This window comes from Paraburkholderia sediminicola (genome assembly GCF_046027355.1).
GTDB lineage: Bacteria > Pseudomonadota > Gammaproteobacteria > Burkholderiales > Burkholderiaceae > Paraburkholderia > Paraburkholderia sediminicola_B.
This window is the reverse complement of record NZ_JAQQEK010000012.1, coordinates 195083-211646: the sequence shown is the minus strand read 5'-3', so window position 1 is coordinate 211646 and position 16564 is coordinate 195083. Positions and strand designations below refer to the sequence as shown.

Here is a 16564-nt window from a genome sequence, read left to right as displayed (position 1 = left end):
TCATGCATTTCGACTTCGACTTTCTGTTCGACACGATCAAGCAACTGCTCGGGGCCGTGCCCACCACGCTCGGCCTGTTCTTCTGCTCGCTGATTCTCGGCGGCCTGCTTTCGCTCGTGATCGTCACGATGCGCGTGTCGCCGCATTGGCTGCCGAATCGCTTCGCACGCGCTTATATCCTCGTGTTTCGCGGTTCGCCGCTGCTGATCCAGATGTTCCTCGTGTACTACGGCATGGGCCAGTTCGGCGTGATCCGCGAGAGTTTCCTGTGGCCGGTGCTGCGCGAGCCCTACATGTGCGCGGTGTTGTCGCTCGCGCTATGCACGGCCGGCTATACCGCCGAGATTATCCGCGGCGGGTTGATGGCCGTGCCGGTCGGTCAGATCGAGGCAGGTTATTCGATCGGCCTGTCGGGCTTCGCGCTGCTGCGCCGCGTGATCGGTCCGATCGCCTTGCGCCAGTGTTTGCCGGCGTATTCGACTGAAGCGGTGCTGCTCGTCAAATCGACGGCGCTCGCGAGCCTCGTCACCGTGTGGGAAGTGACCGGCGTCGCGCAGCAGATCATCCAGCAAACCTATCGCACGACGGAAGTCTTCATCTGCGCCGCGCTGATCTATCTGTTCCTGAATTTCGTCATCGTGCGGCTGCTCGGCATGCTCGAAACGCGTCTGTCGCGCCATCTGCGCGCGGCGCGCCCGCAGGCCGCGGCGAACCGCCCGGTTTCCGCCACCACCGAAGCACGCCGCGCCGCGCCTTGAACGGCCGCCCATCCTGGATGAATCTGGAGAATCCCATGAACGCTACGGCACCCGTTGCACTGTCGGTCAAGAACATTCACAAATCGTTCGGCGATCACCACGTGCTCAAAGGCATTTCGCTCGACGCCCATCAAGGCGACGTGATCTCGATTCTCGGCGCGAGCGGTTCGGGCAAGAGCACGTTTCTGCGCTGCCTGAACCTGCTCGAAACGCCCGATGACGGCTCGGTCTCGCTGGCCGGCGAAGAGTTGAAAATGAAGCGCCGCGGCGACGGCAAGCTGCAACCGAGCGACCGCCGCCAGGTGGATCGGGTGCGCTCGCAACTCGGCATGGTGTTCCAGAACTTCAATCTCTGGTCGCATATGACGGTGCTGGAGAATCTGATCGAAGGGCCGATGCGCGTGCAAAAACGCAGCCGCGCCGAATCGGTTGAAGAGGCGGAAGCGCTGCTGGCCAAAGTCGGTCTCGCGGAAAAGCGCGGCCACTATCCGGCGCATCTTTCAGGCGGTCAGCAACAACGCGTGGCGATTGCGCGCGCACTGGCGATGCATCCGAAAGTCATGCTGTTCGACGAGCCGACCTCGGCGCTCGATCCCGAACTGGTGGGCGAAGTGCTGCGCGTGATGCGCTCGCTGGCCGAAGAGGGCCGCACTATGCTGGTGGTCACGCACGAGATGGGTTTCGCGCGCCATGTGTCCAATCGTGTGATGTTCCTGCACCAGGGGCAAGTGGAAGCCGACGGCACGCCCGACGAAGTGTTCGTCGAATGCAAGTCGGATCGCTTCCGGCAATTCGTTTCGAGCCATCAGGACCGCACCACCAACTGATCAGCATCACCAGGTAATCTACTAAGCAGAGCACTGACATGGCCGTGATCCGTTCCAATCGTCCTCTCGACTGGGCTCAGGTGGCAGCGGTTGCCGCCGGCGAGCCGCTCGAACTTTCCGCCGACGCCCGTGCGCGCATCGCCGCGGCGCGCGTGCTCGTCGAACAGATCGTCGAGCGAGGGATTCGCGCGTATGGCGTGAATACTGGCGTAGGCGCGCTGTGCGACGTAATCGTCTCGCCGGGCGAACAGCGTACGTTGTCGCGCAACATCCTGATGAGCCACGCGGTCGGCGTCGGCGCGCCGCTCGGTGCCGCCGAAACGCGCGCGGTCATGGCCGCGGCCGTCAATAACTTCGCGCACGGCCACTCGGGTATTCGCCTCGAAGTCGCGGACCAACTGGTGGCGCTGCTCAATGCGGATTGCCTGCCGGAAGTGCCGGCGTTCGGTTCGGTCGGTTATCTGAGCCATATGGCGCATATCGCGCTCGTCTGCATCGGTGAGGGCTACGTGCGCTTTCGCGGCGAGCGGCTCAAAGGACGCGACGCGCTGCAACGCCTTGGGCTCGAACCGCTCGTACTCGAAGCCAAGGAAGGGCTGAGTCTCGTCAACGGCACGCCGTGCGTCACGGGCCTCGCCGCGTTGGCGCTCGCGCGTGCCGAACGCCTGCTCGATTGGACCGATATGGTCGCCTCGATGAGCTTCGAGAATCTGCGCGGTCAGCTTGCGGCTTTCGACGAAGATTCGCTGGCCTTGCGTATCTCGCCGGGCCTGAACCTGGTCGGCGGGCGGATGCGCGCCGCGCTGGCCGACAGCGGTATTCTCGCGGCGGTGGTCGGTCAACGCACGCAGGACCCGCTGAGCATGCGGACCATTCCGCACGTGCACGGCGCGGCGCGCGACGTGCTCACCGCGACCGCCGACGTGGTCAATCGCGAACTCGCATCGATTACCGACAACCCGATCGTCGCCGGCACGCCGGAAGAGCCGCGCGTGTATTCGCAGGCGCACGCCGTGGGCGCCTCGATCGCGCTGGCAATGGACAGCCTCGCCACCGCGATCGCACAAGTCGCCGCAATGGCCGAGCGGCGCCTCGACCGTCTGGTCAATCCGCTGGTGAGCGGCCTGCCGGCGTTTCTCGCCGAGCCGGGCGGCACCTGTTCCGGCTTCATGATCGCGCAGTACACGGCGGCGTCGCTGGTCGCGCAGAACCGGCGGCTCGCGCTGCCCGCGAGTCTCGACGGCGGCATCACCTCGGCCTTGCAGGAAGATCACCTGTGCCACGCGACGCCCGCCGCGCTGAAGGCGCTGGAAATCATCGACAACGCCGGGCGCATTGTCGCGATCGAATTGCTGGCGGCCGCGCAAGCCTACGACCTGCAAAGTATCGACGCGCCACGCGCACCGCACACCGGAGCGCTGTGGCAGCGCGTGCGCCGCGTCGTGCCGACTTACCGCGACGACCGTCCACTCGCGGACGATATGAGCGTCGCCTTTCGCATGATCGCCGACGAAGCGCCGCCGCCGTTGCCGAACCCTGGTAACATTGGCCCTCGGCCGCTCACGTCCGTCGACGGCGCGGACATGGTGGCACCCGCAACGCTCACGAATCTGGCGGCTGCGGGCCACGTTCGCGCAGCCGCGAGCATCGCCGTCAATGACGGGCAGGCCGCCGCGCACATGGCATGACACGGACAATGCCGGTGAGCGGGCTTACCCGCCGGCGAGCCGGCCAAGGTGTACCCACCAAGTACAACCCGCGTACCACCCACGAGGTCGGAGTGAACACAACTACAAACGCGCGAACCGCAGAGACACAGGACCGCCCTGATCGCGGCCAGGAGACACCCGCGAAAGCCATGCCTGCCTATGAGCAGATCAAACGCTACGTGATCAGGCGTATCAGTGAAGGGGACTGGAAGCCCGGCGGGTTGATCCCTTCCGAAACAGAACTGGTGAAGGAATTCGGCGTCGCGCGCATGACGGTGTCGCGCGCGCTGCGCGAATTGACCACCGAGCGCGTGCTCACGCGTGTGCAAGGCTCCGGCACGTTCGTCGCGCCGCAGCGCTACGAATCGACGGTGCTGGAAATCCGCAATATCGCCGACGAAATCGCCGCGCGCGGTCACCGCCATTCGGCGCGTGTGCTGACGCTCGAGCCGAGCGACGATCCGCAGGCGCTCGAAGCGCTCGGTCTCGCCAGCGGGCCGGCCTTTCACTCGTGCATCGTGCACAGCGAGGAGGGCGAGCCGATCCAGTACGAGGACCGCTACGTCAACCCGAAGGTGTTCCCCGATTATCTGGAGCAGGACTTCACGATCGAGACGCCGAATCACTACATGGTGCGGCTCGCGCCGATTCAGCGCGCCGAGTTTCGCATCTATGCGCAGAAGCCTGACGCCTATGTGCGCCGGCATCTGCTGATGGATATCGGCGAGCCGTGCCTGCAACTCTGGCGCCGTACGTGGGTGGGTGATGACGTGGCGACGTCGGTGCAGTTGTGGCACCCGGCGTCGCGGTTTCATCTCGCAGGCAACGTCTAACGCAGTACAACGCGAGCCGCGTTTTCAACCCTGGCGTTGCGACAGATCCGGCGAGAAGCGGCAGCCTAGCCGGTAACGCGAGCCAGGGTGCACGAAGCGCGCGAACGTGACCGCCACGCCGCTCGTCCACGTGCGGCGCATCAGCGTGAGGCACGGTTCTTCCGCGCGAATTTCGAGCAGTTCGGCTTCGGCGCGCGTGGGCAGGCCGGCGTCGACCACATGCTCGACGTCGTGCGCCGGCACGATCTCGAACAGATATTCCGACGGCCTCACCGCGGAAAAGTCCTGCAGCAGAAAATCCGGAGCGATAGCCGGATTCACATAGCGATCCTCGAGCTGCACCGGCAAGCCGTTTTCCCGATGCACGCAGATCACATGAAATACCGAAGCACCCGGCGCGAGCCCCAACGCGTTCGACACCATCACGGACGCCGTTTCGCGTTGCGACAGGACCGTGTCGCAGCGATATTCGTGGCCCCGCGAGCGGATCTCGTCGCCGATATGGGCGATCATCAGCAGCGTCGATTGCGGCTTGCTTTGCGCGACAAAGGTGCCGACACCCGAGACGCGCGTCACCAGTCCCTCTTCGGCAAGCTCACGCAGCGCGCGATTGACCGTCATGCGCGACACGCCGAGCGTCGCAACCAGATCGAGTTCGGACGGCAGACGGTCGCCCGCGCGGCGCTCGCCCGATTCGATGATGTGACGGATGTGGCTCTTGACCTGTTCGTAGCGCGCGGCCGGCGCGTCGGCCGCGGCGCGCGCGGCTTTCAGCGCCGACGCGGAAGGCGGCTTGTCGTGAGTGCGGCTGCGAACGGTGGAGGACATCGGCGGCCTTTGCGTCAGTGGCCGCGTGAGGCAGGCGGAATTCGGCGCGCTTTCATAGCGGCTGCGCGTCGTCGGGACCGCGCGTCCAGAACGCGTTGCGGTCGAAGTAGTTTTGCAGGAATTGCCGCAAGCGCGGCTGTCCGGCATCGTGAAAGACATCGCGTGGATTACCTTGCACGGCGATGCGGCCCTGGTCGATGAACATGACCTTGTCCGCGACCTGCGCGGCAAAGCCCATTTCGTGCGTGACCACCGCCATCGTCATGCCGTCGCGTGCGAGTTGCTTCATCACTTGCAGCACTTCGCCGACCAGTTCCGGATCGAGCGCCGAGGTGGGCTCGTCGAACAGCATGATGTGCGGCTCCATGGCGAGCGCTCGCGCAATCGCCACGCGCTGTTGCTGGCCGCCCGAGAGCTTGGCCGGATACGCGTCGCCTTTATGCGCGAGGCCGACTGTTTCGAGCATCGCGTTGGCGCGGCGGCGCGCTTCATCGCGTGATAGATGCCGTACGCGCAGCAGCGATTCCATCACGTTGCCGAGCGCTGTCATGTGCGGCCACAGATTGAACTGCTGAAACACCATGCCGACGTTGCGCCGCACGCGGTTGATTTCGCCTTGCGACGCGCGCACGCGTTTGCCGTTGCGCTCGCTGTAGCCGAGCAGTTCGCCTTCGATGCGCACGTCGCCGTGATCGTAGGTTTCGAGCGCGGCGAGGCAGCGCAGCAGCGTGCTTTTGCCCGAGCCCGATGGCCCGATGATGCACACCACTTCCGAGCGCGCGATCTCGAGATCGACGCCGCGCAGCACTTCGACTTCACCGAAGCGTTTGCGCAAATCGCGCACTTCGATCAGCGGCGCGGCGGCCGAGGGGCCGACGGTAGCAGTGGACGCGGAGGAGGGCATGTCGGCGATGGCGTTCATAAGAGGGTCCCGTTTCCGTTCATGCCATGAAGCGCGCGATGCGGGCCTCGGCCCACATGCCCGCCCGCGAAGTCAGCTCGACCAGCGCGAGATAGCACACGCACAGCACCAGCAGCGTTTCGACGAAAGCAAAGGTGGCCGAGCCGATGCCGGTCAGCACGAACGTGAGTTCGGGCACGGTGACGATGGACAAGACGGCCGTTTCCTTGCTCAGCACGATGATCAGATTGGTCAGCGCGGGCACGATCAGCACGAGCATTTGCGGCACCTGAATCCGCACGACCGCCTGCCAGCGCGTGAGGCCAAGACACGACGCCGCTTCCAGATGACCCGGCGGCACGGATTGAAAGCCGGAGCGAAAGGCTTCGGCGAAATACGCGCTGCCGTAAAGTCCCAGACCGAGCACGCCGGCGGTCATCGGTTCGAGCGTGAGACCGAAGGACGGTCCACCGTAATACAGCAAAAAGAGTTGCACGAGAAACGGCGTGCCGCGAAACAGTTCGATATAGAAGCGCAATATGCCGCGCACCCAGCGTCCGCAAAAGAGTTGCAGCACGGCAATCAGAAAGCCGATCAGGATACCGATCGCGACGCCCGCGGCCCAGGTGCCGAGCGTGGTGGCGAGCCCCGCGGCGATCGGCTGCAGGTTGTGGGTGATGACGGTGGGATCGAGCTTTTGCATGGCGTGGTGTCGATGTCGAACTCAGGCGTGCTGCAAGCGGTATTCGGCGGCGTGCGCGACGAGCGCGAGCGCACCGCAGATCACGAAGTAGATCAGCCCGGCCGCGACGTACGCTTCGAGCGGCCGATAGGTGCTGGCCGCGATGTTCTGCGCGGTGCGCGTCAACTCGGCCACGCCCACCACCGAGATCAGCGACGAAGCCTTGATCAACAGCACCATTTCATTGACGAGCGAGGGCAGCGTCAAACGGAACGCTTGCGGCACGAGAATGCGGCGCAGCATGTCGAACGGCGAAAGCCCGAGCATGCGCGCGGCTTCGAGATGGCCCGGTGGAACGCTGAGAAAACCGCCGCGCAATATTTCGGCGATATACGACGCGGAGCACAGCGACACAGCGCTGAGCGCCGCCACGATCGGCGACACGTTGATGCCCGCGAACGGCAACAGGTAATACACGAGCAGCAACTGCACCAGCATCGGCACGCCGCGAAAGAAGAACACATAGGCGCCGCCGAACACGCGTGCCGCGCGGTCCGGCGAGAGCCGTGCCGCGCACACGCCGATCGCGACGAAGAAACCGATCAGGAGACCCGTCAGCGAAATGCCGATGGTGGCGAGCGCCGCATGCAGTAGCAGTGGCAAGCCCTGGAGGAAGACGGTCGTGCTGAACATAAGCGTCGCACTCGCTGGAACGGGGAGGGCGATGCGGCTCGTTGCAAAGGCGGCATCGCGTGCATCAAGACACGTGCAACATCAGTCGCTCAATAGTTCGGCGCGGGCATGGTTGTCGGTGCATCCATCGCGACGCCGAACCATTTTTTCTGCAAGGCGGCGAGACGTCCGTCGTTATGCATTTTCACGAGCGCGGCGTTGAAGGCATCGGCGAGCGGTTTGCTGTCCGCATCTTTACGCAGGCAGTAGGCGAAGTACACCTTCGCGCCGAACGGCGGCTGCACCACCGCGAACGTTTCCGGGCGCTGCTTGGCCACGTACGCGATGTTGGTCATGGAGTTCGCGACCGCCGCGATCCGGCCGGCGGCAAGATCGGCGTAAGCCTGATTGTTGTCGACGTATTCGCGGATTTCAGGCGGCTTCGGCAACGTGGCGACGTAGGCCTTCAACTGATCGAGCTGCGCTGAGCCCTTGCCCGCGCCGACCGTCTTGCCCGCGATATCCGACGATTGCTTGACGGACGAATCGTTCGCGCGTTTGAGCAGCGCGTCGGTGGCGTCCGCGATCGGCAGCGTGTACGTGTAGCGCTCCATGCGCGCCTTGGTGACGGTGAGCGGGCCGCCCACCATGTCGAACTTGCCGGCTTCGAGACCCGGCAGCACGCTCGGCCACGGCAAGTCGATAAAGCGCACCTTCACGCCCATTTCCTTGCCGACCTCGGCGAACAGATCCTTGTTGAAGCCCGCTTGCTGACCGTTCTCGAGGAAGTCGAAGGGCGCGAACTGCATCTCGGTGCCGACCACCAGTTCGCCGGCTTTCTTCACTTTGGCGAGCTGGTCTTCCGCGTGGGCGGTGACGCTTGCCGCGCACAACGCCAGCATGACCAAACGACACTTCCAGCCTGCAAGGATGCTCATGGGATTCTCCGGTTGGCAAAGCGGTGTCGCGCGCAAGTGGTGCACGAAACGGATTCGGCGCGAGTCATGCGAGGCAGTATATACCGCAGTTTTCGCGCGAAATAAATAAACACGCGAGTAGAGAAAAGCCCTTATGCGAAGCGCTGCGAAGCAACTTGCGGGTGCGCTTTTGGCGGTATATACAACTGCAATGCATGAGGCGCGAATGCGTCTTCCCACAGACGATTCGAGCGCCACTTTCATCAGCCGATTCAGCCGCACCCTCAGGAGCAGCGCGATGCCCGTGACCCGCATTCCGATCATCGATCTCGCCGGCGTTCGCGCGGGCGACCCGCAGGCTTTACAGCGCGTGGCACAGGAAATCCGTGAAGCGTGCACGACGATCGGCTTCTTCTACATCATCAATCACGGTGTGCCGCAAGCGTCGATCGATGCCGCCGCGCTGGCCGCGCGCAACTTCTTCGCGTTTCCGGTGGAGACCAAGCGGCGCGCCGCGGTGAATCAGCGGCATCGCGGCTTCAATGCGCTCGGCGATGCGACCATGTACCAGGCCAAACGTCCGGACTACAAGGAGTTCTTCAGCATCGGCCTCGAGCTGCCGGAGGACGATCCCGACGTGCTGGCCGGCCAGGCGCTGCGCGGACCGAACAACTGGCCGGACTTCATGCCGGAGTTGCGTCCCGCGCTGTATGGCTACTACGAGGCGGTCGCCGCATGCGGCGCCGATCTGCTGCGCGCGGTGGCGGAAAGCCTCGGCGTCGATGAGCACTTCTTCGCGCCGCGCTACACGAAGCGGATGCAGCGCACGCAGATGGTCTACTATCCGCCGCAGCCGCCCCAATCGGACGACGATCAGTTCGGCGTCGCGCCGCATACCGACTACGGCTGCATCACGCTGTTGTGGCAGGATCAGGTGGGCGGCCTGCAGGTGCGCGAAATCGCCAACGATACGTGGGTGGATGCGCCGCCGGTCGACGGCAGCTTCGTGGTCAACGTCGGCGATCTGCTCGCGCGCTGGACCAACGACCGCTTCCGCTCCACCTTGCATCGTGTGATCAACACGTCGGGACGCGAGCGCTATTCGATCGCGACGTTTTATGATCCGACTTACGGCGCGCTGGTCGATCCGCGCGATCTCGGCACGAGCGACGCCGATCTCAAGTATCAGCCGGTCGCCGCGGGCGACTATATCCTCGGGCGTATCAACGACTCGATGGGCTATCGGAAGAAACGCGCCGTTGAAGGCGCGCAAGGAACCACTGCATGACAGATAACACGACGGCGAATCACGCAGCGCCGCTTTCGGCGACGCTCGACGCGCTGCGCGCCGCGCTCGGTGAAGACGGGGTACGCGTGGGCGAGCAGATCGGCGAACGCGCCATGACCGACTGGACGCGTCACGAACCGACGCGACCCGCCGCCTTGCTGCTGCCGCGCACCACGGAACAGGTGTCGCGCGCGCTCGCTATTTGCCACGCGGCTCATCAGCCGGTGGTGCCGCAGGGCGGCATGACCGGCCTCGCGGGCGGCGCGATTGCGCGCGCCACGGATATTGCGCTGTCGCTCGAACGGTTGGACGGCGTCGAAGAAGTGGATACCGCGTCGGCCACGCTGACCGTGCGCGCCGGCACTACGTTGCAAACCGCGCAGGAAGCCGCCGCTGAAGCCGGCTTCGAACTCGCGCTCGATCTCGGCGCGCGCGGTTCCTGCCAGATCGGCGGCAATCTCGCGACCAACGCGGGCGGCAACCGGGTGATCCAGTCGGGCACCGCGCGCGACCAGGTGCTCGGTCTCGAGGTCGTGCTGGCCAATGGCGACGTGCTCACGTCGCTCGGCAAGATGGTCAAGAACAACACCGGCTATGACCTGAAGCACTGGTTCATCGGCTCGGAGGGCACGCTCGGCGTGATCACGCGCGCGGTGCTGCGACTGCATCCGCAGCGCGCCGCGCGCCATACGGCGCTGGTCGCGCTCGACGGCTACGACGCCGCCGTGAGTCTGCTGCGCCGTTTGTCGACGCGCTTCGGCAACGATATCGGCGCGTTCGAAATCATGTGGCCGGACTTCTATGACTTCGGCGTGAAGCTGACGGGCACGCGCTCGCCGTTCGCCGACGCGCATCCGCTCTATGCACTGATCGAACACGCCAGCTTCGATTCGGCCGACGACGGCGAACGTTTCTCCGCCGCGCTGACCGAAGCGCTCGACGCGGGCGCGATCCGCGACGCGGTGATCGCGCAGTCGGTGGCCGACGTGCGCGCGCTATGGGCGATTCGCGAATGCACCGCGGAATTTCCGGTACGGCTCGACGCGATCAATTTCGACGTGAGCCTGCCGATCGGCGAGATCGGCGTCTTCGTTGACCGCTGTCGCGCGGCGCTCGATCAGCGCTGGCCGGGCAACGCGTCGTATTTCTTCGGGCACATCGGCGATTCGAATCTGCATGTCACCGTGGACGGCCATTCGATTCCTGGCGTCGATCATCATGCGGTGTACGCGTTCGTCTATGACATGCTCGGACCGTTGCACGGTTCGGTGTCGGCGGAACACGGCATAGGTTTGCTCAAGCGCGAGTTCTTGCCGATTTCGCGCTCGCCGGCGGAGCTGGCGGCGATGGCCGCAATCAAACATGCGCTCGACCCGCACGGCATTCTGAATCCGGGCAAGCTGTTCTGATCGCGCTACGCCACCACAAGCTTCAATGCGCGGCGACGGAATCCAGCCCGGTCGATCTGACCGCGGCTTGAGCGTCGGGCGAGGCGAGGTAGTCGAGTAGCGCTTTCGCTTCTTCCGGATGCTGTGCGCCGACCGGAATCCCCGCGGCATAGCGCGTGACCGATTGCACCGACTCCGGAATCTTGCCGACGAAGCTGGCGCCCGCGACCGGCAGCAATTCACTGACCTGCTGGAATCCCACTTCGTAATCGCCATTGGCCACGACCGAGGCGACCGGGATTTTCGGCACCATCTTCGCCTTGGCCTTGATCTGATCTTCGATGCCGAGCCGCTTGAAGAGCTCGCGCTCGATATAGACGCCGCTGGCGCTGTCCGAGTAAGCGATGGATTTCGTGTGCAGCAACGTCTCTTTCAGCGCATCGACTGAGCCGATGTCCGGCTTCGGCGCACCGTCGCGCACGGCCATGCCGATGCGCGAGTCCGCCAGCTCGACGCGCGAGCCGGGCATTACTTTGCCTTGCTTGATCAGATCGTCAAGCGCGTAGCCGACCATGATGACCACGTCCGCGTGTTCGCCGCGTTCGAGGCGCTTCGGAATGGCTTCCGGCGCTTGACCCATCGACGGCCCGAGTATGGTGTCGAGCGTATTGCCCGTCGACGCCGTGAACTTGGGACCGAGCAGTTTATAGGCGGCGGTGAAGCCACCCGAACTCATGACATGAAGCTCCGCCGCCTGCACAGGCGAGGCGGCAACCGTGCTGCCCAGCAAGCCGGCAGTCAACACGGACAGAAGCAAGGTTTTCATTGGCGTAAGCATTGAAGGTCTAACGTGCGCGATGGCGTGGCAGGTTATAGACCATACATGAACGGCGGCCAAACGAGAACCCGCCGAATGCTATTGAAACCCGGCGTGTGAGCGAGACGAAAGGAAGGAAGGCGCGCGAGGCTCGCGCGCGCCTTTCAGGTACCGCCAACGCGCTACCTCAATGCGCGTCCAGATACTTCACGATCACCGGATAGACATCCACGGCGGCATTCTTCCCGAAGATGCAGTCGATGTGTCCATAGCCGGGAATGATGGTCCGCTCGTAAGGTTGCTCGGGGAAATGCTCGACCAGCATCTCGTACGTGCGCTGCGTGCTGATAGGCAGATAGGTTTCGTTTTTATCGCCGTGGATGAACCCGATCGGCCGGCGCATGCCCTCCAGTCCTTTCATACCGTCCGCGCCGGTTAGATAGACATCCTTGCCTTCGGCATCGACCACCTTGTGTGCTCTCACCATCGCGGCCAGATGCTTGAATACGCCGACGTCGTGCACACCGAGGATTTCCTGCAGGTTCGAGTGAAGCGTCTGGTTCAACTGCTCATGTTCGTAGAGCAGGCCATACAGGAAGGTCGCGCGATGGCAGATCGGATTGCCGCAACCTTCCTTGTGATTGAGCGGGTAGAACTTGAGCGCTTCATCGAGCAGGTTCTGCGGCCACGACTTGTGTTCCGTATAGGCGGTCACGTCGAGCAGGCCAAGATGTTCCATGAAGTCTGGAATATGCAGGCCGGCCTTGATCTTCTCCAGCGTGCCCGGCACCGGATGCGCCGATACCTGCGAAATGAACACCGAGCGCACGCCCTCGAGTCCATACAGCAGCGACATGGTCAGCGCCACGCCGCCCATGCAGTGCCCGAGCGCCTGAATCTCCGGTGCGCCGGTCAGCTCGCGGATTTTGGCGACTGCCGACGGAATGTCCTCGCGTGCCACCTTATCGACGTTGGTCGGCACGAAGACGCTCGGCATTTCGATGCTGACGCGCAGATCCACGAGCCACACGTCATAGCCCGCCGCGTAAAGATACTCGACCATGTTGGTCGCGATCAGGTCGGTGGAGTAGATGCGGCTCGATACGCCCGAACCGTGAATCAGCAACACCGGGCGCGCCGCTTGGCGCGCGGGGTCGTGATAGCGGGTGAGCCTGAGCTTGGTGCCATCGGGCGTATCGAAGAAGACGATTTGCGGCGCCGGCGCGCGCAACGCACGCTTCAGACGCGGCTCCGCTTTCGGGTCGAAATACTGCAAGGGCGCGGCCACGCCGCCGTATTCGGTAAACAGCACGCCCGCGAAAAACTTGCCGAACTTCAGGGTCCATTCGAGACGCGTCTTCAGATCGGGCGCGTGGGTGACTTCGAGCGTGCGTTGCTGCTTGAGGAAATTCTCGGGCGTGATGATCAGCGTCGCCTTGCCGAGCAGCGGCGCATCGGCTTGCGCCGACTCGCGAACCTCCGCGTAGAGCGTGTTGGTCTGCTCCCACAGATTGACCGGCGAAGTGCGCGTGATGATCTTCTTGCCGTTCAGGAAGTACGTCTTGCCTTCAGTGGCGTTGAGCGTCATGCGGTAATTCATGTTGCGCTCGTCGACGTCCGACTCGTTGACCACGAACAGACTGAAGGTGCCGTCGGAGATCGTCATCGGCTGCGCGGAGAGCGCGGGGCAGGTCAGCGTGCCGGCCGTCTGCGCCAGATGCTGCGGATTGCTGATCATGTCGGCGAGATCTTCCGATTCGACGGTCAGCGTGAACTCCATCGGGCTCGTGGCCGCTTCGCCCGCCACGATCGGCGTATAGGTGCCGATCATCGTTTCGGTGAAATGCAGGCCGATCTTCTGCGGCGAGGACGGCGTCAGGGACGAGGACGCGGCCTGCGGCGTCGGCGCAGGCGGCAAGCTCGGCGTGGCGGCCGCGCCTTCAGCCGGCGCGGCGTTCAGCGGATGCGTGGCCACCAGCAGCTCGCAATTGCGTTCGGCCAGCGCGGAAATCGTCAGCAGCGGATTGACGCCGAGCGACATCGGCATGACGGCGCCGTCCATCACATACAGGCCCTCGTGCACCGCGTTGCCCGTGGCGCCGCTGAACACGCGGCCCATGTGGTCGACCACGCCGTGCTCGGCGTCCTCGCCCATGCCGCAGCCGCCGAGCGGATGCACGGTGACGGTGCGGTTGCCGAGAATATCGGTGGAAATCGGATTGCGCATGTATTTGCCGCCGAGCGGCACGGTCGCCTGCTTGAGCACTTCTTCGACCGCCAGGAAGATCGGCTGCTTGCCGGCGTTCTCCCACACGATGCGCGGCTGGCCTTTGTCGTCCACGTCGATCTCGCCGTTTTCGTCGTCATGCGCCATGACGAGGTAGCTTTGGGTGTGATGGAGCGCGCCGTGATACGGGCCGCGCAGAAAGCTGGTGGCCACGCGGGCGTCGTAAGCAAGTTGTTCCTCGAAAGAGCGCGGCGCGACATCCACGCCTTCGATCGGCGCGACGGCGCCGAGCAGGCCGACCAGCGCCGCGCCCACCGATCCGGCAAGCGAGCCTTCTTCGATCACGTAGCCGTCTCTGACGTTGGCGGTGTTGCGATGATCGATGAGGCCGGTAATGGTCGGCCCGACCGGAGGAATCTCGCCCTTCTCGTGCGCGCCCCAGCCGACGCCATTGATCACCGGCTCGGTGTTGTAGGCGAAGGCGAGCACGTCGCCATTGCCGGTGAAGTGCTTGCCGAGCATGCCGGAGACGCTCAACCCCTGCTTGCGTGAGCGCAACAGCAACGCGGTCGAGCCGATCGTGCCGGCCGACACGATGACGATATCGGTGCTCACGAACAGATCGGGCGCGCCAAAGCTTTCGCGGCCGAGGCTCACCAACTGGTAACCCACGACCCATTTCTGCGTGGCGGCGTCGCGCAGGACCGAATGAACGGCGGTACCCGTGAAAATCTGCGCACCGTGCGCGACGGCGTCGGGCAGATAGTTCATGTGCGTCGAATTCTTCGCGTCGTAATTGCAGCCGGAATTGCAGTCGCCGCAGCCAACGCAAGCCTTCTGCTCGACGCCCGCGGCATTCGTGCGGTCCTCGAAGGTGACGGTGATGTCCGGGCGCGAGAACTGGTCTTTCATGCCGAGCGCCTGCGCCGACAGTTCGAGTGCCTGCAGTTTCGGCAGTGTCGGATAGCTCTCGGGCACCGGCGACGGTTGCAGCATCGCACGCGCAAGCGCATAGCCTTTGTCCCGGCCCGCCTTGTCGGCGCGCAACGCGGCCGGCCAACGTGGGTCGTCCCACAGGCGCGGATCGGCTTCGAGCGCGACGTTCGCGTTAATCAGCGAGGTGCCGCCGAGACCGCAGCCGACTACCGCGTTCACATCGTCGTTCACATGCACTTCGAGCAGCGCCAGCGGTGAGCCGATATGCGCCAGCGCCGTGTTGTATTGCACCTCCTCGGTGCCCTGAAACGGCGTGCGGGGAAATTCCCCGGCCATGAATTCGCGCCCGCGTTCGAGCACGCACACCCGGCGCCTGGCACGCGCCATGCGGCTTGCAGCAATCGCGCCGCCGTAGCCGGAACCCACCACAACCACGTCGTAATGCGCCTGGATTGCAGTCACGGCGCTTGATAAGCGGTTCATCACGACCACCTCGTCTGGAATGGAATGCGGGGAGAGACAACCAGGACTTCGGAAGCAAGACGGCGTGCGGCGACGGCTTTTTTATCCTAGGCGGTGCGCGCTCACAAAAAAAGGCGCATCGTATGTGGCGCGCGGACCGGCCGTGCCGCGTCCGCGGCGTCGTGAGGGGGTGCCCAGGTCCGGAGGGCGCCCGGCCGCGGGTTATTACGCGGCCGCTTCATTCATTTCGCTGTCGCTCGATTCGGCGGCGAGCAGGTTCAGCGCGAGCAGAATCGCCGGGCGATTGTCGACGTCGATCTCGATGCCGAGCACGTCCGTGAGCCAGCGGCCGATCTTGGTATTGGAAAAATCTTCGGCGCCGGCCGTCTTCTTCATGGTGACGCCGAGCTTGACGGCGCGATAGTGATACGAGGGCACACGATGCTGCGCTGCGACTGCCGACAGACCGCCTTTACCTTCCGAGCACCAGCCGAGGCTGCCGGCCAGCACGATACGCTCCGGTTCGTCGAGGCTTTCGATAAAGGCGCGCGCCGAGAGCCGCACGCGTTGTTCGTCGAGGCCGTATTGCAGCAGCACGCTTTCCACCGGATCTTCCAGCGCTTGCGCGTGCAGATCGATTTCCTGCGCCATGCCGTCGTTTTCCATCGATACGTTGCGCTGATGGCCGGCGCTGCGCAGGCAGTCGATCAGGTAGCGGCGGAAATACGCGCACAGTGCGTAGCCGTTGGACGGCGCGCTGTCGGCGCAGGCGTGGGTTTCGGTATGGCCGGGCGCGAGGCGCAGCACCTTCGCGTAGATGAACTGGGCGACCAGTTCTTCCTTGTCCTCGCCGAGCGCCTGCAGTTCGAGCGGGTGATAGGTCCGCAAGGCCCGCTTGACCAGTTCGACCATCGACACCATTTCGTCGCCGGACAACCGGGTACGCCGGCGCCACAAATCCGGCAGGATTGCATCGTCGAGATTGCGGACGAACTCGTGGCTCGGAACTGCGCCCATGAAAACCTCCATAAGGGGAAAGGCAAGGAGCGCGGTGAGCCTGAAGTGCAGGCGGGGTGTGGATGTTGAAGATTTAAGGCCGCGCTGGAATGTGAACCCAGTATGGTTTCCAGCGGCGGCTTCGCCTATATGGATTAAGTGGTAGCTGATGGGTAAACTGCCGGGTAAACCATCCGACAAAGTGCATCTTATTCGTCTGAAGAGAAACGGGCTGCATTGGACCATTGCATCGCACTGCGGCTTCGCAGTTGCATCGCAGACGTAGCGCCACGCCGTATCCGAAGTGTCCGATGCGGTTTGCG

General features: G+C 64.1%; 14 protein-coding genes. 6 read left to right on the top strand and 8 right to left on the bottom strand.

Annotated features, from left to right (window positions below):
• Window positions 1-2 precede the first annotated feature (2 nt).
• From PQR42_RS21810 to hutC (PQR42_RS21795), 4 genes are all read left to right on the top strand, one after another.
• Window positions 3-758, top strand: coding sequence for an ABC transporter permease (locus PQR42_RS21810; RefSeq protein ID WP_106280534.1), 756 nt, complete (start codon window positions 3-5; stop codon window positions 756-758).
• Between the two features lie 35 nt (window positions 759-793).
• Entirely contained in the window at window positions 794-1585 is a 792-nt protein-coding gene (locus tag PQR42_RS21805) for an ABC transporter ATP-binding protein (protein WP_012426714.1), read from the top strand.
• 38 nt (window positions 1586-1623) lie between these two features.
• A complete protein-coding gene (locus tag PQR42_RS21800) occupies window positions 1624-3273 on the top strand; it encodes an HAL/PAL/TAL family ammonia-lyase (RefSeq protein WP_408206078.1) in 1650 nt (549 codons plus the stop codon).
• 92 nt (window positions 3274-3365) lie between these two features.
• Window positions 3366-4127, top strand: a complete 762-nt coding sequence (gene hutC, locus PQR42_RS21795) for a histidine utilization transcriptional repressor HutC (RefSeq protein ID WP_408206075.1) — start codon at window positions 3366-3368, stop codon at window positions 4125-4127.
• 24 nt (window positions 4128-4151) lie between these two features.
• Here hutC (PQR42_RS21795) and hutC (PQR42_RS21790) read toward each other — a convergent pair whose 3' ends face one another.
• The 5 genes from hutC (PQR42_RS21790) to PQR42_RS21770 form a co-directional block, all read right to left on the bottom strand.
• A complete protein-coding gene (gene hutC, locus PQR42_RS21790; RefSeq protein ID WP_408387936.1) occupies window positions 4152-4955 on the bottom strand; it encodes a histidine utilization transcriptional repressor HutC in 804 nt (267 codons plus the stop codon).
• A 52-nt stretch (window positions 4956-5007) separates the two neighbouring features.
• Window positions 5008-5877, bottom strand: a complete 870-nt coding sequence (locus PQR42_RS21785; RefSeq protein WP_408206071.1) for an amino acid ABC transporter ATP-binding protein — start codon at window positions 5875-5877, stop codon at window positions 5008-5010.
• A gap of 19 nt (window positions 5878-5896) precedes the next feature.
• Window positions 5897-6559 carry an amino acid ABC transporter permease gene (locus tag PQR42_RS21780; RefSeq protein ID WP_132382801.1) on the bottom strand — a complete coding sequence of 221 codons (663 nt, stop codon included), beginning with the start codon at window positions 6557-6559 and terminating at the stop codon, window positions 5897-5899.
• Window positions 6560-6580: 21 nt separating this feature from the next.
• Window positions 6581-7231: an amino acid ABC transporter permease gene (locus PQR42_RS21775; RefSeq protein WP_408387938.1), complete on the bottom strand. Its 651-nt coding sequence runs from the start codon at window positions 7229-7231 to the stop codon at window positions 6581-6583.
• An 89-nt stretch (window positions 7232-7320) separates the two neighbouring features.
• Window positions 7321-8148: a transporter substrate-binding domain-containing protein gene (locus tag PQR42_RS21770; RefSeq protein WP_408206066.1), complete on the bottom strand. Its 828-nt coding sequence runs from the start codon at window positions 8146-8148 to the stop codon at window positions 7321-7323.
• 277 nt (window positions 8149-8425) lie between these two features.
• Here PQR42_RS21770 and PQR42_RS21765 point away from each other — a divergent pair, with 277 nt between their 5' ends.
• Together PQR42_RS21765 and PQR42_RS21760 are read left to right on the top strand one after the other, a co-directional pair.
• Complete coding sequence (locus PQR42_RS21765) at window positions 8426-9415, top strand: isopenicillin N synthase family dioxygenase (protein WP_408388076.1); 990 nt, start codon at window positions 8426-8428, stop codon at window positions 9413-9415.
• Complete coding sequence (locus tag PQR42_RS21760; protein WP_408387940.1) at window positions 9412-10824, top strand: FAD-binding oxidoreductase; 1413 nt, start codon at window positions 9412-9414, stop codon at window positions 10822-10824. The genes PQR42_RS21765 and PQR42_RS21760 overlap by 4 nt, the downstream gene beginning before the upstream one ends.
• Before the next feature lie 22 nt (window positions 10825-10846).
• On the opposite strand, the gene PQR42_RS21755 is transcribed toward PQR42_RS21760, so the two are convergent.
• From PQR42_RS21755 to PQR42_RS21745, 3 genes are all read right to left on the bottom strand, one after another.
• A complete protein-coding gene (locus PQR42_RS21755) occupies window positions 10847-11629 on the bottom strand; it encodes a substrate-binding domain-containing protein (protein ID WP_408387942.1) in 783 nt (260 codons plus the stop codon).
• Between the two features lie 178 nt (window positions 11630-11807).
• The gene (locus PQR42_RS21750; RefSeq protein ID WP_408387944.1) at window positions 11808-15266 is read right to left on the bottom strand and encodes an alpha/beta fold hydrolase; all 3459 of its coding nucleotides are present in this window, start codon (window positions 15264-15266) and stop codon (window positions 11808-11810) included.
• A gap of 204 nt (window positions 15267-15470) precedes the next feature.
• Complete coding sequence (locus PQR42_RS21745; protein WP_408206058.1) at window positions 15471-16262, bottom strand: hypothetical protein; 792 nt, start codon at window positions 16260-16262, stop codon at window positions 15471-15473.
• Between the last annotated feature and the right edge of the window lie 302 nt (window positions 16263-16564).